Consider the following 25,571-nt stretch of genomic DNA (forward strand, 5'->3'; position numbering starts at 1 on the left):
TCAGCGGCAGAGCGCGTCGATGTCGTCCGAGAAGGCCGGGAACTCCGCCCGGGCCTCGGTGACGATCTCCTTCGCCGTACGGCGCGGCGTCGTCGCGTGGCGCTCGGCGATGCGGGTCAGGAGCTCGTCGGGCTCGGATGCGAAGTCGTCGGCCCCGGCCTCGGCTGCCTCCATCGGGCCGTAGCCGTCGGCCAGGACCCAGAGGAAGTCGGAGAGGCTGCCCGCCACCACGCCGCGCTCACCCTCCGAGCCCAGGAACACGATCGGCTGGTCGGCGAGGGGCCGGTCGGGCCTGACACGCCAGATCATGGCCTTACCGCCCGAGCCGTCCTGGCCGAAGACGAGGTAGGCGTCGCCGTCCACTTCCGGGTTTCCCGTCCAGTTCCGGAAGAGATCGGTCGTCCACTCGGCGGACTCGAAGTCCGCGCTCGGCTCGAAGTCGAAGCGGAGGTACTCGTACCCGCCCGCGTCGGCGGTGAGGTAGCGGTCGTCGTGGAAGTCGACCCCGGCCACCTCGGCCAGGGCTGCCGGGAAGTCGCGGTCGGTCCGGCCCATGTCGTCGTTCATGGACGCAGGCTATGCGGCCCCACCGACAACACGGACCCGCGAGAAGCCGCCGCCCGCTCCGGTAGCGGCCTGTGAGCCCGGGGCCGATGCTGGGTGCGTACGTGTCCACGTGTGCGGAGACCTGCTCGCCCGGGCGCCCGCGCCGGGCCCCGCGACGGGCGGCGAAGGAGCTGGGCTCATGGCTGATGCGCCCCTGATGGTCGTGGACGGCGCCGGGCTGGTCACCGGGTGGAGCCGGGCGGCCGAGGAGCGCTTCGGGCCGGCCACCGCCGATGCGCTGGGCATGCACCTGATGGACGTACTCGCCCGTGACACCCGGCGTGCGGTCGGCGATGAGGGAGAGACCGGTGACGCCCGTGGCGGCGGCGACGGGCGTGGTGACGGTGACGGCGGCGGCAATGACGGGAAGAGCGCGGGCGACACAGGCGCGGGCGACACGGGCGCCGGTGCAGGCCTGCGGCTAGAGCCCCTCGCCGGGGCGCGTTGGGCCGTGCGGGAGGGCGATGCGGGTGCGGGGGACGGGGCGGATCCCGTCGGTAAGGCGCTGCTGGACGTGATGTTCACGCAGGACCGCGTACGCGTCCTCGTGCTCGACCCCGAGCTCCGGCTCCTTCGCATCAGCGACTCCTCCGCGGGCCCCGGCACGGACGAGACCGAGCGGCTGCGCGGGCGCCAGTTCCGTGAGGTGTGCGCCTTCGAGGACCCCGAGCGGGTGGAGAGCTACGTACGGGAGGTCCTGCGCACCGGGGTGCCGGGTGTCGAGCGCTCGTTCCGGGCCCGCCCCGGTGACGTACCAGGCGGGCGGCGCACCCTCTCCCTCACGGCGTTCCGGCTCCAGGAGGGGTACGGGGCGCGGCAGGGCGCCCATGGCCCCGTGCTGGGTGTCTCCGTCGCGGTGGAGGACGTCACCGAGCGGGTGAGGCGCCGCGTCCGGAGCCAGGCGCTCGCCGCGGTACGCAACAGCGTCGGCCGTACGCTCGACATCGAGGCCACCTGCCGCGATGTCGTCGAGGCGCTGGTCCCGCTCTACGCGGACGTCGGCGTCGTCGAGGTCGTCGACGCGGTTCTGCGCGGTGAGCCCCCGCAGCCGGCGCCGCTGGGCCGCGACGTACCGCTGCGCCGCGCCGCGTACGGCGGCGGCAACGTGTCCGCCCATCCGGTCGGCGATGTGCGGGCGGTGCCGCCGGGTACGCCCTTCCAGCGCGGTCTTTCCGACCTGCGGGCCCGCGTCGTCCCGGTCGAGGACGCGCCCTGGGCCGACGCCGACCCCGCGCGTGCGCGCTCCATCAAGGAGACCGGCGCCCACTCGCTCCTGCTGGTGCCCGTGGCACTGCGCGGAGCCGTCCTCGGGCTGGTGAGCCTCTACCGCTGCGGCGACTCCGAGTCCTTCACCGAGGACGACATGCGCGTGGCGGCGGCGGTGGGCTCCCGCGCCGCTCTGGCCATCGACAACGCCCGCCGTTACGTGCACGAGTACACCATCGCCAGCGCCCTCCAGCGCCGGCTGCTGCCCCAGCGCCCGGCGCCCCAGCCCGCCGTCGAGACGAACCATCTGCTGCTCCCGGGCGGCAGCGCGGGCAACTGGTTCGACACGATCGCGCTGCCCGGGGCCCGTACCGCCCTCGTCATCGGGGAGGTGGCCGAGGAGGGCATCCAGGGAGCCACCGCCATGGGACAGCTGCGCACCGTCGTCCACGCACTCGCCGCCCTCGACCTGGAACCGGACGAACTGCTCGCCCGTCTGTACGACACCGCGGCCCGGCTGGCGCAGGAGCGGGCCGAGCTGCCGAAGAGCGACCCGCTGCACCGGGAACCGCTGAGCGCGACCTGTGCGTACGCCGTGTACGACCCCTTCGCCAGGACCTGCACCGTGGCCTCCGCCGGGCATCCGGCGCCCCTGCTCATCGGTCCCGACGGCACCGCTGCCGTGACGAGCGTGCCGCAGGGTCCGCCGCTCGGCGCCGTCGCCCGTGGCCCCGTCGCCGCGGCCTCCTTCCCGGTCCGGGCCGGTAGCCTGCTCGCGTTGTACAGCGGTGCGTTGCGCAGCCACGCCGAGATCCCGGAGGGTGTGCTGCGTCAGGTGCTCGCCCGCCCGGAGCGCCCGCTGCGGGAACTCTGCGACGCGGTGGCCTACGCCCTGCCCGACTCCGCCGAACTCCGGGGCTCCGCCTTGCTCCTGGCCAGGATCCATGCGATGCCCGAGGACCGGTACGCCGCCTGGGAGCTCCCGTACGACAGGTCGGCGCCCTCCACCGCCCGCCGGCTGACGGCCGGCACGCTGGCCGGCTGGCACGTGGACGGCGAGACCGGGGAGGCGACCGAGCTGATCGTCAGCGAGCTGGTGACCAACGCCGTGCGCTACGGGAGCCCGCCCGTGGAGCTGCGCCTCATCCGCGACCGGGGCCTGACCTGCGAGATCCGGGACGGCAGCACCACCGCCCCGTACATGAAGTACGCCGGAGCGGTCGACGAGGGCGGGCGGGGCCTGTTCATCATTTCCCGGCTCGCCTCGCTGTGGGGTACCCGGTACGCCCCCGACGGCAAGACTGTGTGGTCGGAGCAGACGATGCCGGAGGAAGGAGCGCCAGGGGTACAGGGAGAGGAAGGGGTGCAGGGGGAGGAAGGGGTGCGAGGGGCGCAGGGGGCAGAAGGGGGCTGAGGAGGTGATCGGGACTACTTGTCCTCCGCGAGTGTGTGCGCGACCAAGGCGTTGGCGTGGCCGTGGCCCATGCCGTGCTCGGCCTTGAGCCAGGCGACCAGCTCCATGTGCTTGGTCAGGGGGGAGGACCGGATGAGGCCCTTCCACTCCATGACCGGGCGGCCGTACTTCTTCTCGATCGCGGGGAAGTAGCTCGCGGGGCCCTTCACTTCTGCGGTCATGTCTCTCGTTCCTGTCCTCGGTGGCCGGGTGTTTCCCGGGTGGTCCGGTGTCTGTCAGCTCTTATGACTGCCGACGGGCGCGTAACTGATCGGTCGGCGCACAACGACCGCCAGATGAAGCGGAACAGAGGGGTGCCCCGTGTCAACACCCGTGAAATACTTCGGTGTTCAGTGATCCTCGCCCTCACGGGGTCGAGGGTGCGCGTGAGGGCCACGGGGCCGATGGGGGCAGCAGCATGACGGACGGGGCGGACACAGGCGTGCGGAAACAGGGGCAGGAGAGGGTCGAGTTACGGATCGGCCTCGTCGGTACGCACACCCGGCGCGACGACCTCGAAGCCCTGGACATCTGGCTGAGGAACGCGCCGGTCCTGGAGGACGCGCTGGAGCGCGGCGAAGTGGCCCTGGTCCGTGCGGACTCGCCCACGCAGTCCGAGGCGATGGGCGGCGAGCTGATCCAGGACATCATCCTGGTCGTCTCCGCCGAGATGGCGCGCTCCGTGGCCGAGAACGCATGGCGGTCGGTGGAGACCTGGCTGCGTAACCGCCGCCGGTTCGCCGGCCCGGAGGAGGCCCCACGCGTCACCCTGGACGGGCCGCCCCAGGGGCCGGGTGCCGGCCTGAGCCGCGACACCGACGACGATGCCCATGGCGGCGACGACGAGCCCGGAGAGGTCTAACGGCCGTGCCGCCGTACGACACGCGCGGCGGGGGGAACGGAGCGAAGCGGCACAGGGCCGTACTCATCGGGGTGGAGCACTACACCGGCACGCGGAACGACCTTCCGGCCGTCGCCACCAACCTCCGCCTCATGCGCGAGGCCCTGACCGCCGAACACACCGGGGTTCTCGCCGCGGAGGACCTCGTCGTGATCCCCGCGGACGGCGCCGGCGGCCCGAACGCCACCGTCGATCCGCTCCAGGTGCGTGCGGCGCTCACCGCGGCCCGCAAGGACGTGACCGGCCTGCTGGTCGTCTACTTCGCCGGGCACGGCATCGTGCGCCCCGACGGCAGCGACCTCAACCTGATGTTCACCGACTCGGGGGTCACTCAGGACCCCGAGCACCCCTTCGTCGACACCCTGTCCTGGCGCGGCGACGTCATGCCGGACCTGCGCAAAGCCAGCGCCGACTGGGTCGTCGTCATCCTCGACTGCTGCTTCGCAGGCAATGCGCTCGGGGCCTTCAACCCGGCCGCCGGGCAGAACTTCGCCCTGCTCACCGCGGCGGAGCGGGGCGTGGAGATCCCGCCCGGTGATCCCCGTACGGGTACGGAGTTCACGGCGGCCCTCCACCGGCTGCTGACCACGGGCGAGGGCGAGCCGGTCACCTTCACCCGGATCGTCGCCGGGATACGCGAGGCGATGGCGCCGCTGAAGGCCATCGACGGACACCAGTGGATCCCGGACGAGCGCCGGCACGGCGACGACGTGGTGCTCGCCCACGCGGCGGACCCGGAGCCGGAGCCGGCACCCACACCAGGACCGGGTCCTGCACCCCCTCCGCGTCTGCCGGATCCGGATCCGGACCCGGACCCGGACCCCGCCCCCGTACCGTTGCCAGGTCCGCAGCCCGAACCGGGGGGCACCTGGCGGACCCGGGCCGCCGCGTGGTGGGCGCGGCTGCCCGCCCCGGACCTGGCGCGCCGCCTGCTTCCGGTCCTGGCGCGCCGTATGACGCGTACGACCGCCGCGGCCCTGGTCGGCGTCGTCGCTCTCGCCGGGGCCGGCACCTGGTACGTCCTGGGCTCCTCCTCCGGCGGCGCCTGCGCGTCACCCCTGGAGCTGCGCGTGCTCACCGACCCCGATCTGCGGCCGACCGTGCAGAAGGCCGCCGACGCCTACCCCAAGCGGGACGGCGACGGCTGCCGGACCGTCGGCATCAATGTGTACGACGCCAAGGCCACCGACGCCGTCGCGGCCCTGCGGTCCTCCTCGCTCTGGCAGGAACCGCCCGCGACCTGCCCCGAGTCCGGCGACTGCCCTCGGCCCCAGCGGGACGTCGGCGCACAGCCGGACATCTGGATCCCGGCCGCGGGCAGCGCGTGGCAGCGGGCGACGGCCGACGGGGCGAGCGGCGGCGGAGCGAGCGGCGAGGGGGTCCCGGCCGGGAGCGAGGCCGGAGCCGATGAGCCCGGTGCTGGACCCGGCGGGGAGCCCGGTGCTGAACCCGGCGGGGAGTCCGGTGAGGGGTCCGATGAGGGGTCCGGGAGCCGGGCGGGGAGCAGCGTGGTGGACCTCGACCGGCTCGGCTCCGTCGCCTACACCCCGATGGTCCTCGGAGTGCCGGACACCATGGCCCTGGCGCAGTCCCTCCAGACCGACGATCCGCTCGACGCGATCGTCACCGGGCTCGAAGCCGCCCAGAAGGTCGAGATCCTGCGCCCCGACCCCGAGGACACCGAGGGCGCCCTGCTGGCGACCGACGCCCTCTACGCCTCGTCCGGCTCCGGGCACGCGGCCACGGTCGAGCAGGGCATGGCGCAGGCGCTGCGGCCGATGCCCTCCACGGCGCGGGAACTCATGTGCGTACTGGCCGACGGTGCGCACAACAGCCTGGAGGACCGGGCGGCCGTACTCGTGCCGGAGCAGACCCTCGCGCAGTTCAACCTGTCGGCGGGGGAGCCTGGCCGGCCCGGCTGTGCGACGGAGGCGCTGGCGCACCGGGTGGCCCACTATCCCTCCGATGTGCCGATGCTGGACCTCCCCTTCGTCCGTGTCACCTGGGCCGGGGCCGACCGGGACGCCGACGCGCGTAAGGCGGCCGTCGAGGACTTCTACGACTGGCTGGCCACGGACCCGGACGCGCAGAGGTGCTTCACCGACGACGGTTTCCGGGGTGTCGACGAGGGTGCCCCCGCGCCGCCCGCCGACGACTCGGTGCTGCGGAGCGAGGACAACACGACGGCCGTGCGTGAACGGCTCCCGACGACCGCCCCGGGCGTCGACGTCTCCGCGTCGCTGAGCGACACCCTGAGCCGCTACCGGGGGGCCCTCGGGCCGGGCAGGGTGCTGTATCTCCTCGACAACTCGACCTCGATGGAGGACAAACGGGTCTGGGACGGCACCGGCGGCGCCAAGGAACTGGTGGCCCGCTCGATGAGCTCCCTGGGCGCCGGGGACTCGTACGGGGTGCTGACGGCGGCTGTGGGCGAAGGGGAGCCCGTCGCGGAACTCGTGCCGTTCGGGCCGAACACCAGGGCAGGTGCGCAGAAGGCCGTCGCCGGCACGCGTACCGCCGCTTACGACGCCCGCATCGCGCCGGGTCTGGACACGGCGCTCGGCACCCTGCGCGGCGGCTCCACCGGGGTGGAACAGCCACGGCTCCTCGTCCTGGTCACCGATGGCGAGGACTTCGAAGCCGTCGGGGACAAGGACCAGAAGCGGCTGGTCCGGGAGGCGGCGAGTACACCGCTGGTCAGGATCGTGACGGTCTCCCTCCAGGACGGTGCGTGCACACCCGGCAGATTCGGCGAGCGGCTCGCGGGGGCGAGTGGCGGACGCTGCCTCGACCCGGCCGACGACATCGCGGCCGAGCTGGCGGCGGAGGTCGCCAAGACCGGTACGGGGGACGCGGAATGACCTACGGAGACCACCACCACACGCACGACGGCACGCACGATGGCACGCACGACCGCACCGGGACCCGTACCCGTACCTGCATCCGTGCCCGCACCCGCACCCGCGCCCGTACCCGCCGGGTCAGGGTGGCGCTCGCTCTCGGCTGCCTGCTCACGCTGGTCTCCGCCGCCTGTACGGGGGGAGGGCCAGGGGGCGGCGCGCAGGAGTCCGGCGACGGGAAGCCGGCGGCCGAAGGGCCCATCGTCGTCGCCAGCGGGCTCGATGTCACCGGCTCCGGGAGCGTGCGCCAGCAGCTCATAGAGGAGTGGAACCGCAGGCACGCCGGCTCGAAGGCCCAGCAGGCCAAGCTCGTCGAGCTGCCCGGCGGCGCGGACCAGCAGCGCAGCCAGCTCCTCGGCGCCCTCCAGTCGGGCAGCGCACGCTACGACGTGGTGAACCTCGACATCACCTGGATCCCGGAATTCGCCGAGGCCGGCCTGATCCGGCCCATGCCCGTCCAGGAGACGGGCCCCGCGGCCGACGACGACCGCGACTTCATCCGGCGGGTCCTTGCCACCACCGTATGGAAGGACCGTTCCTACGCCCGGCCGTTCAACACCGATGTGGGCCTCCTCTACTACCGGCCCGACCTCCTGACGAAGGCCGACATCGCGGTCGACAAACAGCCCAACGCCCACTGGACGTGGGACCAGCTCTACGCCTCCGTCAAGACCCTCGGGCTCAACCCGGTCCGCAGCGACGAACGCGCGGGCTGGACCACGCAGTTGAAGCAGTACGAGGGGCTGACCGTCAACACCGTCGAGGCGTTCGCCGACGCAGGCGTCGAACTCACCGACAGCGAGGGGAAGTACAGCTCCAGCCCGACCGAGCTGAAGAAAGGGCTCGACTCGCTTCTGGACCGCGTCGAACGGGGCATGGTGCAGCCCGCGGCGCTCAGCTCCGACGAGACGGCGTCCCTCACCGACTTCGCCGAGGGCCGCGCCGTCTTCCTGCGCCACTGGCCGTACGCGTACGGGGCCCTGGGCAGCCTGATGGACCCGAAGGCCTACGCCGTCAACCCGCTGCCGGGGAAGGCCGTGCTCGGCGGGCAGAATCTCGCCGTCACCGCCGACTCACCCCGCGCCACGAACGCCCGCGCGCTGGTTGCCTTCCTCACCTCGCGCGAGAGCGAACGCTGCCTGCTCGACGCGGGCTTCGCCGCGACCCGGGCCTCCGCGTACGGCAGCGCGGCGAAGCCCTGCTGGCCCCGCGTCGCCGCCGCGCTCCGCCCGGCGGGGGAGGACGCGCCGAAGGCGGCGGCCGGCACAGGGGAGGGCGGCCCGAGGGGGCAGGGGGCCCAGGCGCGCGCCGCGTACATCCGGATACTCGGCGCGGCACTGACCGAAGCGGTGCAGCGGCCGCGCACCCCCTACTACGGCGCGTTCACACAGGTGTTGCAGTCCCGGGTGCACGCGCTGCTGGCCGAGGAGCGACCCGACACCGCCGAGGCCGCCAAGGGCCTCGACAAGGAGCTGCGGGACGTGTTCGCGGGCAGGTGACGAGCCGGGGCGGAAGGTGAGCCGGGGGGATGTGCCCTGCCCGAGCCCTCAGCCCGCTCCGTGGCACTCGCGGTACGCACGCTCCTCGCCGCACCAGCACGCCGCGCTGCGCGCCGGGGGCCACGGGACGGCACGGCCACGGGCCGCCAGCGTCGTGGCGTACTGGGGGAGCAGATCGGGGTCTGAGGGGGACGCGGCCTCCGACGCGGCGAACGCCTCGTAGGAGGGGACCGTGCCCGTCACGATGCCGAGATTCGGCGTGCCCGTGGCATGCAGGTCACGCAACGCCGCCTCCAGGCGCGCCAGATGGTCCTGGTGCGAGAGGTACTCCTGGGACAGCTCCGGGTAGGCGGCGAGGAGTTCGCGCAGCTCGTCCTCGGGCCACCGCAGCACCGCGACGGGGAACGGGCGGGACAACGCGCTGCGGTAGGTGCCCAGTTCGGCGCGGAGCCGGTTGATCTCCGCCTGGAGCTCGCCCGGGTCCGAGGAGCCGAGCGACCACAGACGCTTCGGGTCGTGCAGCTCGTCGAGGGGTACGGCGGCCGTGTGCAGGGTGTCGGCCAGCTCGTCCCACGCGTCGTGGGCGACGCCCATCAGCCTGCGCACCCGGTGCCGCCCGGTCACCAGCGACTGGACGGAGTACGGGACTTCATCGCCGGGCGAGAGCAGTAGCGTCAGCGCGGTCGAGAAGAAATCGTGGGCCGCCTCCAGCTCGTCGTGCGCTTCGAGGGTCTCCGCGGCGATCTCCCAGGGGGCGGCGTCGAGCGGACCGGCGGCGCGGATCCCGTCGATGATCGCGCGGGCCTCCGCCTCGTGGCCGTACTCCCACAGATTGGCCGCTTTGAGTGCTTTGACCAGGTGTGGGTGCTCGATGGGGGTTTCGGTTGATCCGAGCAGTTCGTCATAGAGCGTGCTCGCGCGAGCACGCTCACCGGCGAGCTCCAGATGGGCCGCGGCCTGGAGGAACAGCGGTTCGTGGTCCTCGGGATACTGCGCCGCGGTGCGCAGCAGGCGCTCGGCTTCGGTGATGTGGTCGGCAGGCGTGTCGGGGCGCATGGACCACACGGTACTGCGGGACGGGGGCGAGGTGAGAGGGAGCGGACCGGAGCGCTGATGAAGGCGGGAGGACGGCTGGGAGAACACTCGGCGCTCCTGTGGTGGAGGCGGCGAGGGGGACGCTCAGCGCTCCCGCGGGAACAGGACGCCCATCGCGCCCACGAGCGCCATCGCGCCCACGAGCGCCATCGCGCCCACGAGCGCCGTCGCGCCCACGAGCGCCGTCGCGCCCACGAGCGCCATCGCGCCCACGAGCGCCGTCGCGCCCACGAGCGCCATCGCGGCCGACAGCAGCACGGCGCCGTCGGTGCCCGCCGGCTCCTTCAGCCGCTGGACACCGATCGTGTATAACGGCTGAAGGACACCATCGAGGACGCCGAGCGGGAAGGAGGGCACATGAACGACGACATGAACCGTGTACGCCGTGCGGTCGCCCGCCTCTTCCGGCCCGCCGCCTTCGTCGTCCTGTTCCTCGCCGAGGTGCTCCTCGCCGAGGGCGGCAGCCTCTCCGCCGCCGTCGCGCTCGCCGCCACCGCGGCCGCCGGCTCGGCGCTCCTCGTCTGCTCCGTCATCAGCGCGCGCTGCGCCTGCCCCGTACCCCGTACGAGAGTGCGCACAGCCATCCGCGACCGGGAGAAGCGCACCGCCTTCCTCCCGCAGCGTGACCCCGACGCCCGGGGCCGCACCAGGCCCCGAGCACCCGGGGCCGCCCTCCTGACGGCCGCGTAGAGGGCGCATCTTCCACGACCCCCTGCGCGGGTCGTCCTGCCGAGTTCACCACGACCGCACCGGTCGTCACTCCCCGGCACGACGAGACCCCCGGAGGGCTCACCCATGTCCGCGTTCATGTCCGCTTTCGCGAGCCTGGTCGGCGCATTCGCCGACGCGCTCCACCCGCTCTTCCAGACGGCGTCCACCGCCGCCGCGATCGTCCTGTTCACCGCCCTCGTACGCCTCGCCGTCCATCCGCTCTCGCGGGCGGCGGCCCGTGGGCAGAAGGCCCGCACCAAGCTTCAGCCGCAGATCGCCGAGCTGCGCAAGAAGCACGCCAAGAACCCTGACCGGATGCAGAAGGCGCTCATGGAGCTGCACGCGAAGGAGAAGGTCTCACCGCTCTCCGGCTGCCTGCCGAGCCTGCTCCAGATGCCGGCCTTCTTCCTGCTCTACCACCTCTTCTCCAGCCAGAAGATCGGCGGCGACCCCAATGCGCTGCTCGGCCACGAACTCTTCGGAGCCCCGCTCGGCGAACGCTGGCACAACGCGCTCGCCGACGGCGGCCCCTTCGGGGAGCAGGGGCTCGTCTACCTCGGGCTCTTCGTGATCGTCGCCGCCGTCGCCACGTTCAACTACGGCCGCACCAAGCGCCAGATGGCCGCGAACCCCGTGACACCGGCCACAGGCCCGGACGGACAGCCCGTCCCCGGCATGGGCGCGATGACGAAGGTCATGCCGCTGATGTCCTTCCTGACCCTCCTCTCCGTCGCCTACGTGCCGCTCGCTGCCGCGCTGTACATCGTCACCAGCACCACCTGGACCGCCATCGAGCGCGCCTGCCTCTACCGGGAGACCGCCCCGGCGAAGGAGCCGGCCGTGGCGGTCACCCCGTAGGCGCCGGGGAGGGGGAGAGAAGGGGGAAGCGCGGCGGTCACTTGCTGCTGAAGGTGACCTTCTTGCCGTCCTCGTCGTAGTTGTAGTGGCCGGTGAAGCCCCAGTTCTTCCAGCCGCCGTCACCGTTGTTGGCGATGGTCCCGTCCTCGATGGAGAAGATGTCGACACCGTCCACCTCGGCGAGGTGCTCCAGGCCGGACACCCCGGCGAAGGAGAGATCGTTGAAGGACTTGGCCGTGATGATGTTCTTGCCGGGGAAGGCCTTGCTGTACTCGTCGAGCAGCGAGTGGGTCAGCTCGGCCTTGTCCTTCGGCTTCTTGCCGGAGAAGTCGGTGCCGGGGTACGTCCCGTCCGTGTACTTCGGCGACCCGTCGTTGAAGTTGACCGACTCCGTGCCGTTGAAGATGGAATCGGCGTCCAGGTCGGCGGGGTCCGGCTTCTCGAAGGAGGCCTCCATCCCGTCGCGGGTGAGGTCGCCGTAGAGGGCCCAGTTGATGAAACCGCCGTCGCCGTCGTTCTTGAAGGTGCCCTTGTCGAAGACGTACACATCGAACACGGCGCGGCCCGACTCGATGTCGTCGCCTTCCTCGTCCTCGTAGTACTCGTTGGAGTTCAGCCGGTACCGGCCCTCGTGGACCATGGTGTCCGGCTTGTCGACCCAGTGCGACTTCTGCTCCGAGTGCATCGCGACCACGTTGTAGTCGGGGTAGCAGCGCCGCAGGTCGTTGACCAGCATCCGGACCGCCGTGGTCGAGCCGTCCGAGTCCAGGGGGGAGTACGTGTTGTAGTACCGGTCCCGGTCGGGCAGCTCCTCACCCTCGATCTGGCAGCCCTCGTCGCCGGGCTTCCAGTCCTTCTTGCGCTTGGGGCGGGGAGGCTCGTCGAACGTGACCGTCCGCTTGTCGTCGCTGATGTCGTAGTAGCCGTGGAACGCCCGGTTCTTCCAGCCGAGGTCCGCCTTGTCCGACCAGGTGAACTTGCCGCTCTTGAACGCGTAGACGCGGTACGTCGTGCCGCTGATCTCGATCGTCTCGATCATCGCCGCACCGTCCATCTGCTGGAGGTTTCCCTCGTGCGGCTGCGCGATGACGATGTTGTAGTCCGGAAGGCAGTAGGCGAGGTCGTCCAGCGCCGCCTTGACCCGCTTCTCCTTGTTCTTCTCGTTGCTGATCTTCGTGGCGATGAAGTCGACCAGATAGTCGAACCCCCAGTTGATCGCCGCGACAGCACCGATCCCGGCGGCCTCGCCACGCCCCAGCTGGTCCAGACCGTCGTTCGTCAGGAGCTGCGACTGGCCGTCCACGGACGAGACGCGCTCCCGGGGCTCGAAGCACAGGCTGGGAAGCGCGTTCCCCTCGTGCGTGTCCGAGGTGTCCTCCGAGTCGTCGGAGCCGTCGTCCGAATCGTCGCCGGAGTCCTCGTCCGACGCGGACGTGGTCTCGGTGTCGTCATCGCCCGAGGGGTCCGACTTATCCGGATCGGAGGAGTCGGAGTCGCTGTCGGCATCGTTGTCATCGAGGCACTCGCTGCCGTCGGAGCCCTCGCCCATCTTCACGACGCGGCAGATCTGCTGGGAGGTGTGGGTGGCGATGTCGCCGCCGATGCCGGTGGCGAGCAGCGCCGTGACCACGAGGCCGACGACTCCCAGCACACCCAGGTACTCGGCCGATGCCAGCCCCGTGCCCGTGCGTAGGCCTCGGAGTATCCGGTCGCTGTGCTTCACGCGTCACCTCGCCGCTCGCCGTGGCCCGTTCGGGTTCCCGGGGCCGTACGCCTGCCGGGACCTGCACGATAACGGCGGGACCGGGGCCCAGTCCCAGGGTCCGCAGGCCCATAGCGGGGCCCAAATCCCGCTCCTGCGACGGGTTTCGGGCCGGGGTGCTGCCGGGGTGGGTCTTGCATAGTGATCCGATGTCTTGGAGGATCAACCGAGCCTTTCGCTGGCCGCAACCCACCGACGGGCTCGATCTCGACCAAGGAGAGATGGACCGTTGAAGCTTCTTCGAGTGGGTACAGCGGGCTCCGAACGCCCCGCACTGCTTGACCGGAACGGGACCTTGCGGGACCTTTCGGGCCTCGTCACCGAGATCGACGGCGAGCTCCTCGCCGATGCCTCGGCCCTGGCGCGGGTGCGGGAGGCAGCCCAGACGCCCGACGTCCTGCCCCCGCTCGACGCGGAGGGCCTGCGGATCGGGCCGCCGCTCGGGCGCATCGGCAAGATCGTGTGCATCGGGCTGAACTACCACGACCATGCCGCCGAGACCGGGGCGGCGATCCCCGACGAGCCGATCCTGTTCTTCAAGGCCCCCGACACCGTCGTCGGCCCCGAGGACACGGTGCTGGTGCCACGCGGCAGCCGGAAGACCGACTGGGAGGTGGAGCTCGCCGTCGTAATCGGCCGCACCGCCCGCTATCTGGACTCCGCCGACGAGGCACTCGGGCACGTCGCCGGATACACGACCTCGCACGACGTCTCCGAGCGTGAATTCCAGATCGAGCGCGGTGGCACCTGGGACAAGGGCAAGAACTGCGAGACGTTCAACCCGCTGGGCCCCTGGCTCGTCACGGCGGACGAGGTGCCCGACCCGCAGGCGCTGCCGCTGAAGCTCTGGGTCAACGGGGAGCTGAAGCAGGACGGCACCACGGCCGAGCAGATCTTCCCGGTCGGCGAGGTCGTGCGCTATCTGAGCCACTTCATGACGCTCTACCCGGGCGATGTCATCAACACCGGCACCCCCGCGGGCGTGGCCATGGGCCGGCCCGAGCCGAAGCCGTACCTCCGGGCCGGCGACGTGGTGGAGCTTGAGGTCGAGGGACTGGGGCGCCAGCGCCAGGAACTCAAGGACGCCTGAGGGCGAGGGCGTCCTCAGGACGTACGGACGGCCGCCGGGATCCGACCCGACCCCGGCGGCCGTGACCGTGGCCGCTCCCGGTCAGTCCTGCGGGCCTGTCGTGAACCGTTCCAGGGCCTCCACCACCAGCGCGTGGTCCTCGGCCTGCGGCAGACCCGACACCGTGACGGAACCGATCACGCCGGCACCTTCCACCGCGATCGGGAACGAACCACCGTGCGCGGCATAGGTGTCCAGGTCGAGGCGCGATGACTCCTCGAACGTGGTGCCCTTCGCCCGGAACCTCGTGCCGACCAGGTAGGAGCTCTCGCCGTACCGCTCGACCACCTTCCGCTTACGGTCGATCCAGGCGTCGTTGTCCGCGCTCGAACCCGGCAGCGCGGCGTGGAACAGCTGCTGGCCGCCGCGCCGGATGTCGATCGCCACCGGGGCGTGCCGCTCACGGGCCAGCGCGACCAGCAGACCGCCCAGCGCGTACGCGTCGTCGTAGCCGAAGCGCGGCAGCGTCAGACGCCGCTCCTGCGCGATCAGCTCGGAGATGGTCGGCGCGCTGGGGCTCATGCGTGGGGCTCCTTGTCGTCACGGGCGTCGTCACGGGCGCTGTCATGGGCGTCGTGGTGGGGGTCGAGGGTCACGGACACTCCCTCGCGGGCCGAGCGCCGCGCAGACTCCAGGACGTCCAGCGCGGCGGCGGCCTGTGTCGCCGTCACCGGATTGCCGCCCTCGCCGCGCAGGGCTGCGGTCACGGCGGCGTAGTACGCGGGATAGTCGCCGGGCAGCGTGCGGACCGGGTCGCCCCCGCCGGTCTGCGGGGACTCACCCGAACCGATCCTGCCCCACAGCTCCTCCGGCTCCTCGCCCCACGACACGCCGGCCGCCGGGCGCGCACCCTCACGCAGCGCCGCCTCCTGCGGGTCCAGGCCGTACTTCACATAGCCCGCCTTCGAGCCGAGCACCCGGAAACGCGGGCCGAGCTGCGCCGTGGTCGCGCTCACGTACAGATGCGAGCGCACCCCGCCGGCGTGCGTGATCGCGATGAAGGTGTCGTCGTCGGCCGCCGCACCCGGGCGGCGTACGTCGGACTCCGCGTACACCCGCACCGCGGGACCGAACAGCGCCAGCGCCTGGTCCACGACATGGCTGCCCAGGTCGTACAGCAGCCCGCCGATCTCCTCCGGGGCGCCCGACTCCCGCCAGCCGCCCTTCAGCTGCGGACGCCACCGCTCGAAGCGCGACTCGAAGCGCTGCACCTCACCGAGCTCGCCGTCCTCGATCAGACCGGCCAGCGTGAGGAAGTCGTTGTCCCAGCGGCGGTTCTGGAAGACCGAGAGCAGCAGTCCGCGCTCCTCGGCCAGCGCGGCCAGCTCGCGGGCCTCGGCTGCCGTACCGGCGAGCGGCTTGTCCACGACCACCGGCAGACCGGCTTCGAGCGCCGCCCTCGCGAGCGGGACATGCGTCTTGTTCGGCGAGGCGATCACGATCAGGTCCAGCTCGTCCGCGCGCGGCCACAGCTCGTCGGGCGAGGCCGCCACCCGCACGCCGGGGTACTCGGCGCGGATCTGCGACTGCCGCTCCTCGTTCGACGTGACGACCGTGTCCAGGACGAGGCCGTCGGTCGCGGAGACCAGCGGGGCGTGGAATACGGAACCCGCCAGGCCGTAGCCGACGAGCCCGACGCGGAGAGGAGTGTTGGCAGTCATGCGACCCACTTAAGCAACGCTGTTGCCAAAGTGCAAGCGAAGGGGACAATGGTGCGGTGAACAGGAGCAACAGCAGGAGCGGCGGAGCGAATCTGCCGGCCCTGCGCCACCACAACGCCTCGCTCGTCCTCGACCTGCTGCGTGTCGCGGGTGAGCGGGGCATCAGCCGGCCGGCGCTCGCCGAGCGCACCGGGCTCACCCCGCAGGCCGTCAGCAAGATCACCGCCAGGCTCCGCGCCGATGGCCTCGCCGCCGAAGCCGGCCGGCTCGCCTCCACGGGCGGCAAGCCGCGCACCGTCCTGCGGCTGGTCCCGGACGCCGGACACGCCGTCGGGCTGCACCTGGACCGCGATGAACTCACCGCCGTCCTCGCCGACCTCGCCGGCACCACGGTCACCACCCGCACCTTCCCGCTCGACCTCGGCGCCCCGGCCGCCGACGTCCTGGCCATGGCCGCCCACGCGGTGCGGACGGTACGGGCGGAGGGGCCCCGGGCCCCCAGGACCCCGGCCCGGCGGCTCTTCGGTGTGGGCGCCGCCCTGCCGGGCCCGCTGGACCACCGCGAGGGGGTGCTGCACCGGGTCACCGGCTTCCCGCAGTGGGACGGCTACCCGCTGCGTGACGCACTGGCCGCGCACATAGGACTGCCCGTCGTCGTCGACAAGGACACCAACGCCGCCGCGCTCGGCCTCGCCCTGCGTGAACCCCACGGGACCGACTTCGCCTATCTCCACCTGGGTACCGGCCTCGGCGCCGGTCTCGTCCTCGGAGGGGCGCTGCACCGCGGAGCCCGTACCGGCGCCGGAGAGTTCGGCCACCAGACCCTCCAGCTGGACGGCCCCCCGTGCGACTGCGGCGGGCGCGGCTGCATCGAGACGCTGTGCCTGGCCGCCGCCGCCCGCGGAGACATCGCCGAGGCCGCCAGGATCCTCGGGGCGGGCGCCGCCAACCTCGTCGGACTGCTCGACATCGACCGGGTCGTCCTCGGCGGCCGTACCGTCGCGGCCGCCGAGGACGCCTACGTCAGCGGGGTACGCGCCGTCATCGAGGAGCGCGCCCTGCGGGAGGGCGCCCCCGTCCCCGCCCCCGTCACGGTGGCCGGCGGCGACCGCACCGTCGCCGAAGGGGCCGCCCAGCTGGTCCTGGCCCCGCTCTTCGGCCGGGCGGGCGAGGACGAGGAGCGGCCCTGGCGGGAGCGGCCCTGACAGCGGGAGCGGCCCTGACAGCGGGAGCGGCCCCGGCAGGAGCGGCCCCAGCGGAAGCAGCTCTGGCAGGAGCGGCCCCGGCAGGAGCCGCCCCGGCAGGGCTGATCGGGCGGACTTCCGCGCCCGGACGGGCGGTTCGGCCGGGTCGGCGGTGGCCGCCCACGCGCGCGCGTGGCAGCGTCGTCCGCGGCAGCCGGACCTCGTGCCGGTCGGTCGCGAGCAGCGAAGGGTGTTCTCCCATGCCCCCCAAGCCCCCCGCACGGCCACGTGACGGCCGTGTCTTCTCCACGCTCGGGACGTTCGGGCTTGCGGCCGGATTCGCCGTACCCGCCGTTCTGCTCGGCGGCGCCCAGGCGGACGCCGCAGCGGTTTCCCCCACCGCCGTCGTCGCCGGCGACCGGCAGCCCGCCTGCGGAGAGCCGGACGCCGCGCACTTCCCCATCGAGACCCGGATCCACGGCGGCCCGGACTCGTACGCCTCCGGCGGCGGTTACGGGATCTGGTATCTCGACCTCACCAACACCACGTCCGAGCCCTGCCGGGCCATCCATCCGGTGCTGGTGCTCACCGACGAGGACCGCACCCTCAAGCCCAGCCAGGTCCAGCTGGAGTTCTCCGACGCGTCCGATCCCGACGCGCGGCACCGTGTCACCTGGGAGAGCACGGAACGGCACGAACAGATCGGTGTGTTCGGCGGCGGCGATGACGACGACTTCCCGGGCTTCACCGTGCCCGCCAGGGGCACCGTCACCGTCGAGGTCCGGATGGCCTTCACCTCGGACACCGAGCCGGGACGGATCACTGCCGACGCGGCCGTCGTGCAGCGGCTGGCGGCGGCGAAGGCGCGCGAGGACGACGGCGACTGGGTGGGGGAGTCGGAGGACTACACCTTCACCGTCGTCGAGGGCGGCCCCGACGGCGGTACCGACGTGGAGCGGGCCGGACCCGACGGGGACGCCGACGAGAGCGGCGGCACCGGCACCGGCCCCTCCGAACTGGCCCGCACCGGGCGGGGGGAGCAGGCCGCCGCGGCCGGAACCGCGTCGGGTGCGCTGCTCGCGGGCGGTGTGGCGGCCCTGGCGGGCGCCCGCAGGATCCGTCGCGTACGGCACTGACCCGCCCGGCTCCGCACGGAGCGCCACGTTCAGTTCATATGTATCTGCCACCATCACGGCGTGGACTTCCCGACCGACCAGGCACCTGGCGCACCGATCCGTTCCGGCATCCCGGAGCACGGCCGTATCCCCAAGTACTACGCGGTGAAGGCTCGGGTCTCCGCCCTGATAGGTGAATTGGGCGAGGGCGGCGCGCTGCCCACGGAGCGCGATCTCGCGGTGCGCTTCGAGGTGTCGCGCGAGACCGTGCGGCAGGCGCTGCGTGAGCTGCTGCTGGAGGGCAGGCTCCGCAGACAGGGGCGGGGGACGGTCGTGGCGGGCCCCAAGCTCGAACAGCCGCTCTCGCTCGCCAGCTACACCGAGGGCGTACGCCGCCAGGGCCGCGCCCCCGGCCGTCATCTCATCGGGCTCGACCGCTTCCCCTGCCCCGAGGCACTCGCGGAGGAGATCGGCGTGGCGCGCGGTGAGGCCGTCTGGCACCTGGAGCGGGTGCTGCTCGCCGACGAGGAGCGGGTGGGCCTTGAGAGCACCTATGTCTCCGTGGCCCGTGTCCCCCGCCTGGACGAGGAGTTCGAACCCGACTCGTCGTTCTACTCCTACCTCACCGACCGGCTCGGCATCGCCTTCGGGGGCGCGGACGAACGGATCGAGACCGTGCTGGCCACCCCGCGCGAGGCACTGCTGATCGGCACGCCGCCCGCACTGCCGATGCTGCTGCTCCACCGGATGTCGCGGGACGTGGACGCACGGCCGCTGGAGCGGGTGCGGACGCTGTTCCGGGGGGACAGGTTCTCGTTCACGACGCAGCTGGACGCACACGGCTGACCGGAGATCAGGGGCGGCTCACCCAGTCGCCTTGATCACGAAAGGATAACGGGTCTGGTCCAAGCTTGGGTGGTCGTTCACGCTCCCGTTGCTGCGCGGATCGGTCCGGGCCACCCGCTGCCAGGAGCGTTGCCGATGTGAGAGTCATCGTCGTAGGAGCCGGCGTGGTGGGAACCATGCACGCCTGGCACGCAGTGAACCGCGGCCACGAGGTCGTACAGATCGAGCGGGAGAGCGAGGCCCGCGGAGCGTCCCTCCGCAATTTCGGCCAGATATGGGTGAGCGGCCGGGCGGGCGGTGAGGAACTGGACACCGCGCTCCGGGCCCGTGAGCTCTGGGAGGACATCGGCCGGCGGCTGCCGGAGCTCGGCTTCCGCGCCTGCGGATCGCTCACCCCGGTACGCGGCGCACTGGAGCTGGCGGTCGCCGAGGCGGCCGTCGCCCGTCCCGACGCCGCAGCCCGCGGCTACAAGCTGCTGACCGCCGACGAGGCGCGGGCCGTCAACCCGGCGCTGCGCGGGGACTTCGAGGCCGCCCTGTGGTGCGAGCGGGACGCGGCCGTCGAGCCGAGGACCGCCCAACTGGCCCTGAAGCAGGTGCTTCTGGCCTCAGGGCGCTTCACCTACATCGGAGGCCGGGAGGTCCGTGAGGTCATCGGCGACAACGCCGTCCGCGACGACCACGGCGATGTGCACACGGGCGACGCCGTTCTCCTGTGCACCGGCGCCTCGCTCGGTGGTCTCGTCCGCGAACTCACCGGTCCTGGCCTCCCCGTGCGCCGCGTACGCCTCCAGATGATGCAGACCGACCCGCTCGGCGACGACCTGACCACCTCTGTCGCCGACGCCGACAGCTTCCGCTACTACCCCGCCTACGCCGGCGAGGCCCTCGACGCCCTCGCCGCCGGCCAGGCCCAGGCCCCGGCCGCCGCCGAACACCGGATGCAGCTCCTCATGGTCCAGCGCGCGACGGCGGACTGACCATCGGCGACACCCACGAGTACGAACACCCCTTCGCCTTCGACACCGTCGAGGAGCCGTACGAGCACCTCGCCCGGGTCGTCGAGCGTCTCCTCGGCCGGCCGCTGCCACGCATCCGCCGCCGCTGGGCCGGGGTCTACGCCCAGTGCACCGACACGAGCCGGATCGTCCACCGCCAGCAGGTGCGGGGCGCCACCTGGCTGGTCACCGGGCCCGGCGGACGTGGCATGACCTGCTCGCCCGCCATCGCCGAAACGACCGCGAACGAACTGGGCTGGTGAAGAAATGACCACACACGACTCCCTCGACCTCGTCGTCCTCGACATGGCGGGCACCACCGTCGCCGACGGCGGCCTCGTCGAGCAGGCCTTCTCCGTCGCCGCCGGGCTCCTCGGTGTCGAACCGGGCTCCCCCGAGCACGCCGGGATGCTCGATCACGTACGCGCCACCATGGGCGAGTCCAAGATCTCCGTCTTCCGGCACCTCTTCGGCGACGAGGACAAGGCACGGTCGGCCAACACCGCTTTCGAGAAGGCCTACGGCGAACTGGTCGACGACGGCAGGATCGCCCCCGTGCCCGGCGCCCGCGAGACCATCGAGGAACTGACGGCGGCCGGCCGCACCGTGGTCCTCACCACGGGCTTCGCCCGCACCACCCAGGACGCCATTCTCCGCACACTCGGCTGGCAGGACCTGGCCCCCCTGACGCTCTGCCCCGCCGACGCGGGAGGCCGGGGCCGCCCCTACCCCGACATGGTCCTCGCCGCCTTCCTCCGCACCGGCGCCGTGGCCGGCGTCCGGCAGACCGTGGTCGCGGGAGACACCGCGTACGACATGCTCAGCGGCGTACGCGCCGGAGCCGGCGTCGTCGCCGGCGTCCTGACCGGGGCCCACGACAAGGACCGGCTCGCCCGGCACGGTGCCACGCACGTCATCGGCTCCGTCGCCGAACTGCCGGACCTGATAGCGCGGGCCGAGGCGGCGCCGGCCGCCGGAACAGCACGGGCCGAGGCATGACGGGCACGGTGGCGGGCCCCACGGCCGGAGGCATCAGGTTCGACGGGGTCAGCGTCGCGTACGACGGGAACACCGTCCTCGACCGGCTCCACCTGACCGTGGAACCCGGCGAGGTCATGGCCCTGCTCGGCCCCTCGGGCTCGGGGAAGACCACAGCCCTGCGGGCCGTCGCCGGCTTCGTGCGGCCCGTCTCGGGACGGGTCCTTCTCGGCGACCGCGACGTCACGGCGCTGCCCCCGCACCGGCGGGGCATCGGCATGGTCGTCCAGCAGTACGCCCTCTTCCCGCACATGCGCGTCCGGGACAACGTCGCCTTCGGCCTCAAGGCCCGTAAGGTCGACAAGCCCGAGATCACCACCCGGGTCGCCGAAGCGCTCGACCTGGTCGGCATGTCCGCCTACGCCGCCCGCTACCCGCGAGAGCTCTCCGGCGGCCAGCAGCAGCGCGTCGCCATCGCCCGCGCACTCGCCGTACGCCCCGGTGTCCTGCTGCTCGACGAACCGCTCTCCGCGCTCGACGCCCAGCTCCGCTCCGGCATGCTCGCCGAACTGGCCCGTCTGCACCGCGAACTCCCCGAAGTCTCCATCCTCTACGTCACCCACGACCAGGTCGAGGCCCTCACCCTCGCCGACCGGATCGCCGTCATGGACCGGGCACGGCTCCAGGACTGCGGCACCCCGCAGGAGCTCTACCGCACGCCTCGTACACGGTTCACCGCGTCGTTCGTCGGCAACGCCAACCTGCTGCCGGTCACGGCCGGTTCGGGATCCGTCTCCTTCGCCGGGCACGAACTGGAGCTGCCCATCGGCGAGGTGGCCGCCGGAGCCACCGCCACGCTCTGCGTCCGGCCGCACCTGGTCGGGCTCGGGGACGGGCCCAACGCCCTCACCGGCACCGTCGCCGAGGTCCAGTGGCGCGGCTCCACCCACCGGCTGTACGCCGACATCGACGGCCACCGCGTCAAGGCCGACCTCAGGGAACTCCGGGAGCCCCCGGCGCTGGGCGAGAAGGTCACGCTGCACTTCGCACCCGAGGACGCCGTACTGCTCCCCGCGGTGGGGCCGGCCCTCCAGCCGGCCGGAGGTTCCCATGACTGACGCCGCCACCACGGCCGTCCGCCGGGTCCGCACCACCGGCTGGCTCTGGGCGCTGCCCCCCCGTGGCGGTCCTCGCCCTCGCGCTCCTCTACCCGCTCGCGCTCGTCGTCCAGCAGTCCTTCACCCCCGACGAGGGCGGCACCTCACTCACCCCGTACGCCGATGTCTTCGCCTCCGAGTCCTTCCGCTCGGCCCTGGGCACCACCGTCTGGCTCGCCCTCGGCTCCACGGCCGGCTGCCTCGTGCTCGGCTTCACGCTGGCACTCGTCATCGCGTTCGTCCCGTTCCCCGGCGGAAGGGCGGTCGCGAAGTTCATCGACGTCTTCCTCTCCTTCCCGTCGTTCCTGATCACGCTGGCGCTGCTGTTCATCTACGGCACGGTCGGCATGGCGAACGGCGTGTGGACCGGTGTCACCGGCGCATCCGAAGGACCCTTCCACTTCCTCACCACTCCCTGGGGCGTACTCCTCGCGGAGATCACCTACTTCACCCCGTTCGTCATGCGGCCCCTGCTCGCCGCCTTCTCCCAACTCGACACCGCCCAGCTGGAAGTGGCCTCGTCGCTCGGTGCCGGGCCCGCCCGCATCGTGCGGAAGGTGATCCTCCCCGAGGCACTGCCCGCGCTCGCCGCGGGCGGCAGCCTCGTCCTCGTCATGTGCCTCAACGAATTCGGCATCGTGCTGTTCACCGGGGCCAAGGGCGTCACCACCCTGCCGATGCTCGTGTACAGCAAGGCGATCCTGGAGTCGGACTACCCGGCCGCCTGCGTCGTCGCCGTCGTCAACATCGCCCTCTCCGTCGGCCTCTACACCCTGTATCGGACGGTGAGCCGCCGTGCTGGTGCATAGCCGGGCCGGGAAGTGGGCCACCTGGGCCCTCTTCCTCCTCCTCTTCGTCCCGCTGTTCGCGATGCCGCTGCTGGTCATCGTCGCCGCGTCGTTCTCCACGAACTGGTCAGGGGCCTTCCCCTCGGGACCCACGGCCGAGCACTACGCCGCCGCCACCGGCGGCGACTCCCTCCAGGCCCTCACCACCAGCCTGGCCACCGCAGTGTGCGCGAGCCTGCTGGCCCTCACGCTCGGCACCTGGGCCGCGCTCGCCGCAGGCTCCCTCCCCGGGCCGGGCAAGAGGCTGCTGGACGCCCTGTTCATGCTTCCGGTCGCCGTGCCGTCCGTCGCCGTCGGCCTCGCCGTACTCGTCGCGTTCAGCCGGCCGCCGGTGCTTCTCAACGGGACCCGCTGGATCGTCATCCTCGCCCACACCCTCCTGGTCACGGCATTCGCCTACCAGTCGGTGTCGGCCGCGATCCGACGCCTCGACCCGATGTACGAGCAGGCAGCGGCCGGCCTGGGCGCCGGGCCCGGCTACATCCTGTGGCGGATCAAGCTGCCCCTCCTGCTTCCGTCCCTCACGGCGGCCACCGGTCTCTGCTTCGCCCTGTCCATGGGCGAACTGAGCGCCACGATGATGCTCTACCCGCCGGACTGGACCCCCCTGCCCGTGCAGATCTTCGCGGCCACCGACCGGGGCTCCCTCTTCACCGGCGCGGCCGTCTCCGTGGTCCTGATGGGCACCACGCTGCTGGTCCTGCTCGCCGTATCCCGCATCCGGACGCGGGCCTCGTACCGCTGAACCCCGTATCGCACACACCCACACACCTCCAGGAGACACGACACCCATGCGCACGAGCATCCTGAAGCCGGCGGCCGCGGTCGCCGGAACCCTCGCCCTGGCCGCCGGCCTCACCGCCTGCGGAGGTTCCTCCTCCGCGTCGGACGAGAAGGTCGTCACCGTCTACAGCGCCGACGGCCTCAAGGGGGAGAACGGCGAAGGCTGGTACGACAAGGTCTTCGAGGACTTCGAGAAGAAGACCGGGATCAAGGTCGAATACGTCGAGGGCGGCTCGGGCGAGATGGTGCAGCGCGCCGTCCGCGAGAAGTCCAACACCCAGGCCGACGTGCTGGTCACGCTGCCGCCGTTCATCCAGCAGGCCGGCACCAAGGGCCTGCTCCAGACGTACGAACCGACCGGATCCGACCAGGTCGACGCCGCGGACAAGGCAGCCGACGGCACCTGGACCTCGGTCGTCAACAACTACTTCGGGTTCGTCTACAACAAGCAGAAGCTGAAGACCCCGCCCAGGACCTGGGACGAGCTCCTGGACAGCTCGTACAAGGAGAAGGTCCAGTACTCCACACCGGGCGTCGCGGGTGACGGCACGGCCGTGCTCATCAAGGCCATGTACGACTTCGGCGGCACGGAGCAGGCCATGGCCTGCCTGAAGAAGCTGCAGACCAACAACGTCGGCCCCTCCGCCTCCACCGGCAAGCTCGCCCCCAAGGTCGACAAGGGCGAGCTGTACATCGCCAACGGCGACGTCCAGATGAATTTCGCCCAGACCCAGGACATGCCGAACCTCGACATCTGGTTCCCGGCCAAGGGCGACGGCAAGCCCACCACCTTCGCCCTGCCGTACGCCGCCGGGCTGGTCGAGAAGGCACCGCACAGCGCCAACGGCAAGAAGCTGCTCGACTTCATGCTCTCCGAGCAGGCCCAGCAGGACGTCAGCGAGGTCGGCGGCGGGTTCAGCGCACGCAAGGACATCGAGGCCACCGACGCCAACGCGGTGGAGCTGGCCGGGCTGATGAAGGGCGTGGAGATCTTCGAGCCGGACTGGTCCACCATCGGCACCGAGCTGGACGAGTACGTCGAGGACTGGAAGTCGGCCACGGGCAGCTGACCACCGCCGGCGCCCGTCGGTCAGATGAGGTCGACGAGGTCTGCGATCGAGTCCACGACCCTCGTCGGGCGGTACGGATAGCGGGTGAGGTCATCCTTGGTCGTCAGCCCGGTGAGAACCAGGAAGGTTTCCATTCCGGCCTCCAGCCCCGCCAGTACATCCGTGTCCATCCGGTCGCCGATCATGGCGCTGCTCTCGGAGTGCGCACCGATGGTGTTCAACGCGCTGCGCATCATCAGCGGGTTGGGCTTGCCGACGAAGTACGGCTCCTTGCCGGTTGCCTTCGTGATCAACGCGGCTACGGAGCCGGTGGCAGGCAGGGCTCCCTCCGGTGAGGGGCCGGTGTTGTCAGGATTGGTGGCAATGAAACGGGCGCCGTTGTTGATCAGTCGGATCGCCTTGGTCAGGGCCTCGAACGAGTAGGTCCGCGTCTCGCCGAGGATCACGAAGTCGGGATCGGTATCGGTCAGCACGTACCCGGCTTCGTGCATGGCTGTGGTCAGCCCCGCCTCCCCGATCACATAGGCGGTCCCGCCGGGGTGCTGGTTGTCCAGAAATGCAGCGGTGGCCAGGGCCGATGTCCAGATGTTCTCGACCGGTACTTCGAGACCGATCCGGTTGAGGCGCACATGCAGGTCACGGGCCGTGTAGATCGAGTTGTTCGTCAGGACGAGGAAAGGCTTGCCCGATTCGCGGAGCTTCTTGATGAAGGCATCCGCGCCAGGGATCGGCACGCCTTCATGCATCAACACCCCGTCCATGTCGGTGAGCCACGATTCGATGGGCTTCTGGTCTGTCATGGGGTGCTACT

Annotated in this window: 23 protein-coding genes and 1 pseudogene; 16 read left to right on the forward strand and 8 right to left on the reverse strand. The window is 71.7% G+C overall.

What is annotated here, in order from left to right; all coding sequences use genetic code 11:
- On the reverse strand, positions 1 to 567 hold the full coding sequence (locus OG623_RS22435; protein WP_406148744.1) for an SMI1/KNR4 family protein: 567 nt from the start codon (positions 565 to 567) through the stop codon (positions 1 to 3).
- A gap of 178 nt (positions 568 to 745) precedes the next feature.
- Between OG623_RS22435 and OG623_RS22440 the strand changes: the two genes are divergently transcribed.
- A complete protein-coding gene (locus OG623_RS22440) occupies positions 746 to 3,226 on the forward strand; it encodes a SpoIIE family protein phosphatase (RefSeq protein WP_406148746.1) in 2,481 nt (826 codons plus the stop codon).
- A 14-nt stretch (positions 3,227 to 3,240) separates the two neighbouring features.
- Here OG623_RS22440 and OG623_RS22445 read toward each other — a convergent pair whose 3' ends face one another.
- Positions 3,241 to 3,447, reverse strand: a complete 207-nt coding sequence (locus tag OG623_RS22445) for a DUF4287 domain-containing protein (protein WP_406148747.1) — start codon at positions 3,445 to 3,447, stop codon at positions 3,241 to 3,243.
- Positions 3,448 to 3,683: 236 nt separating this feature from the next.
- Between OG623_RS22445 and OG623_RS22450 the strand changes: the two genes are divergently transcribed.
- Genes OG623_RS22450 through OG623_RS22460 form a run of 3 tightly spaced genes read left to right on the forward strand, consistent with a single transcriptional unit; the run spans position 3,684 to position 8,565 of the window.
- Positions 3,684 to 4,127: a hypothetical protein gene (locus tag OG623_RS22450; protein WP_406148748.1), complete on the forward strand. Its 444-nt coding sequence runs from the start codon at positions 3,684 to 3,686 to the stop codon at positions 4,125 to 4,127.
- 5 nt (positions 4,128 to 4,132) lie between these two features.
- Complete coding sequence (locus tag OG623_RS22455; protein WP_406148749.1) at positions 4,133 to 7,027, forward strand: caspase family protein; 2,895 nt, start codon at positions 4,133 to 4,135, stop codon at positions 7,025 to 7,027.
- A complete protein-coding gene (locus OG623_RS22460) occupies positions 7,024 to 8,565 on the forward strand; it encodes an extracellular solute-binding protein (RefSeq protein ID WP_406148750.1) in 1,542 nt (513 codons plus the stop codon). The genes OG623_RS22455 and OG623_RS22460 overlap by 4 nt, the downstream gene beginning before the upstream one ends.
- A 48-nt stretch (positions 8,566 to 8,613) precedes the next feature.
- Here the strand turns inward: OG623_RS22460 and OG623_RS22465 are convergent, their stop codons facing one another.
- Together OG623_RS22465 and OG623_RS22470 are read right to left on the reverse strand one after the other, a co-directional pair.
- Complete coding sequence (locus OG623_RS22465) at positions 8,614 to 9,621, reverse strand: hypothetical protein (RefSeq protein WP_406148751.1); 1,008 nt, start codon at positions 9,619 to 9,621, stop codon at positions 8,614 to 8,616.
- 123 nt (positions 9,622 to 9,744) lie between these two features.
- Positions 9,745 to 10,017, reverse strand: a complete 273-nt coding sequence (locus OG623_RS22470; RefSeq protein ID WP_406148752.1) for a hypothetical protein — start codon at positions 10,015 to 10,017, stop codon at positions 9,745 to 9,747.
- Between OG623_RS22470 and OG623_RS22475 the strand changes: the two genes are divergently transcribed.
- A complete protein-coding gene (locus tag OG623_RS22475; RefSeq protein WP_406148753.1) occupies positions 10,018 to 10,350 on the forward strand; it encodes a DUF6412 domain-containing protein in 333 nt (110 codons plus the stop codon).
- 105 nt (positions 10,351 to 10,455) lie between these two features.
- Positions 10,456 to 11,229, forward strand: coding sequence for a YidC/Oxa1 family membrane protein insertase (locus OG623_RS22480; RefSeq protein ID WP_406148754.1), 774 nt, complete (start codon positions 10,456 to 10,458; stop codon positions 11,227 to 11,229).
- A 37-nt stretch (positions 11,230 to 11,266) separates the two neighbouring features.
- Here OG623_RS22480 and OG623_RS22485 read toward each other — a convergent pair whose 3' ends face one another.
- Positions 11,267 to 12,952 carry a hypothetical protein gene (locus OG623_RS22485; RefSeq protein ID WP_406148755.1) on the reverse strand — a complete coding sequence of 562 codons (1,686 nt, stop codon included), beginning with the start codon at positions 12,950 to 12,952 and terminating at the stop codon, positions 11,267 to 11,269.
- Positions 12,953 to 13,220: 268 nt separating this feature from the next.
- Between OG623_RS22485 and OG623_RS22490 the strand changes: the two genes are divergently transcribed.
- Entirely contained in the window at positions 13,221 to 14,081 is an 861-nt protein-coding gene (locus OG623_RS22490; protein WP_406148757.1) for a fumarylacetoacetate hydrolase family protein, read from the forward strand.
- A gap of 81 nt (positions 14,082 to 14,162) precedes the next feature.
- On the opposite strand, the gene OG623_RS22495 is transcribed toward OG623_RS22490, so the two are convergent.
- Together OG623_RS22495 and OG623_RS22500 are read right to left on the reverse strand one after the other, a co-directional pair.
- Positions 14,163 to 14,642, reverse strand: a complete 480-nt coding sequence (locus OG623_RS22495) for a heme-degrading domain-containing protein (protein WP_406148758.1) — start codon at positions 14,640 to 14,642, stop codon at positions 14,163 to 14,165.
- Positions 14,639 to 15,781 carry a Gfo/Idh/MocA family oxidoreductase gene (locus OG623_RS22500; RefSeq protein ID WP_406148760.1) on the reverse strand — a complete coding sequence of 381 codons (1,143 nt, stop codon included), beginning with the start codon at positions 15,779 to 15,781 and terminating at the stop codon, positions 14,639 to 14,641. The genes OG623_RS22495 and OG623_RS22500 overlap by 4 nt, the downstream gene beginning before the upstream one ends.
- Positions 15,782 to 15,837: 56 nt before the next feature.
- Between OG623_RS22500 and OG623_RS22505 the strand changes: the two genes are divergently transcribed.
- The 9 genes and pseudogenes from OG623_RS22505 to OG623_RS22545 all read left to right on the forward strand — a co-directional run bounded on the left by OG623_RS22505 (position 15,838) and on the right by OG623_RS22545 (position 24,760).
- Positions 15,838 to 16,986: an ROK family protein gene (locus tag OG623_RS22505; RefSeq protein ID WP_406148761.1), complete on the forward strand. Its 1,149-nt coding sequence runs from the start codon at positions 15,838 to 15,840 to the stop codon at positions 16,984 to 16,986.
- A gap of 239 nt (positions 16,987 to 17,225) precedes the next feature.
- The gene (locus OG623_RS22510; RefSeq protein ID WP_406148763.1) at positions 17,226 to 18,101 is read left to right on the forward strand and encodes a hypothetical protein; all 876 of its coding nucleotides are present in this window, start codon (positions 17,226 to 17,228) and stop codon (positions 18,099 to 18,101) included.
- A gap of 60 nt (positions 18,102 to 18,161) precedes the next feature.
- Positions 18,162 to 18,926 (forward strand): GntR family transcriptional regulator, encoded by a 765-nt coding sequence (locus OG623_RS22515; protein WP_406148765.1) that lies wholly within the window; start codon positions 18,162 to 18,164, stop codon positions 18,924 to 18,926.
- A 137-nt stretch (positions 18,927 to 19,063) separates the two neighbouring features.
- A pseudogene (locus tag OG623_RS22520) lies at positions 19,064 to 20,187 on the forward strand (TIGR03364 family FAD-dependent oxidoreductase).
- Between the two features lie 4 nt (positions 20,188 to 20,191).
- Positions 20,192 to 20,923, forward strand: coding sequence for a phosphonatase-like hydrolase (locus OG623_RS22525; protein WP_406148767.1), 732 nt, complete (start codon positions 20,192 to 20,194; stop codon positions 20,921 to 20,923).
- On the forward strand, positions 20,920 to 22,020 hold the full coding sequence (locus OG623_RS22530) for an ABC transporter ATP-binding protein (protein WP_406148768.1): 1,101 nt from the start codon (positions 20,920 to 20,922) through the stop codon (positions 22,018 to 22,020). The genes OG623_RS22525 and OG623_RS22530 overlap by 4 nt, the downstream gene beginning before the upstream one ends.
- Entirely contained in the window at positions 22,017 to 22,868 is an 852-nt protein-coding gene (locus OG623_RS22535) for a 2-aminoethylphosphonate ABC transporter permease subunit (RefSeq protein WP_406151961.1), read from the forward strand. Before OG623_RS22530 ends, OG623_RS22535 begins: the two co-directional genes overlap by 4 nt.
- Positions 22,855 to 23,652: an ABC transporter permease gene (locus OG623_RS22540; protein WP_406148769.1), complete on the forward strand. Its 798-nt coding sequence runs from the start codon at positions 22,855 to 22,857 to the stop codon at positions 23,650 to 23,652. The genes OG623_RS22535 and OG623_RS22540 overlap by 14 nt, the downstream gene beginning before the upstream one ends.
- Positions 23,653 to 23,698: 46 nt before the next feature.
- On the forward strand, positions 23,699 to 24,760 hold the full coding sequence (locus tag OG623_RS22545) for a 2-aminoethylphosphonate ABC transporter substrate-binding protein (RefSeq protein ID WP_406148771.1): 1,062 nt from the start codon (positions 23,699 to 23,701) through the stop codon (positions 24,758 to 24,760).
- A gap of 20 nt (positions 24,761 to 24,780) precedes the next feature.
- On the opposite strand, the gene OG623_RS22550 is transcribed toward OG623_RS22545, so the two are convergent.
- Entirely contained in the window at positions 24,781 to 25,560 is a 780-nt protein-coding gene (locus tag OG623_RS22550; protein WP_406148772.1) for an HAD-IIA family hydrolase, read from the reverse strand.
- Positions 25,561 to 25,571 lie beyond the last annotated feature (11 nt).

Source organism: Streptomyces sp. NBC_01012, from assembly GCF_045162755.1.
Lineage (GTDB): Bacteria > Actinomycetota > Actinomycetes > Streptomycetales > Streptomycetaceae > Streptomyces.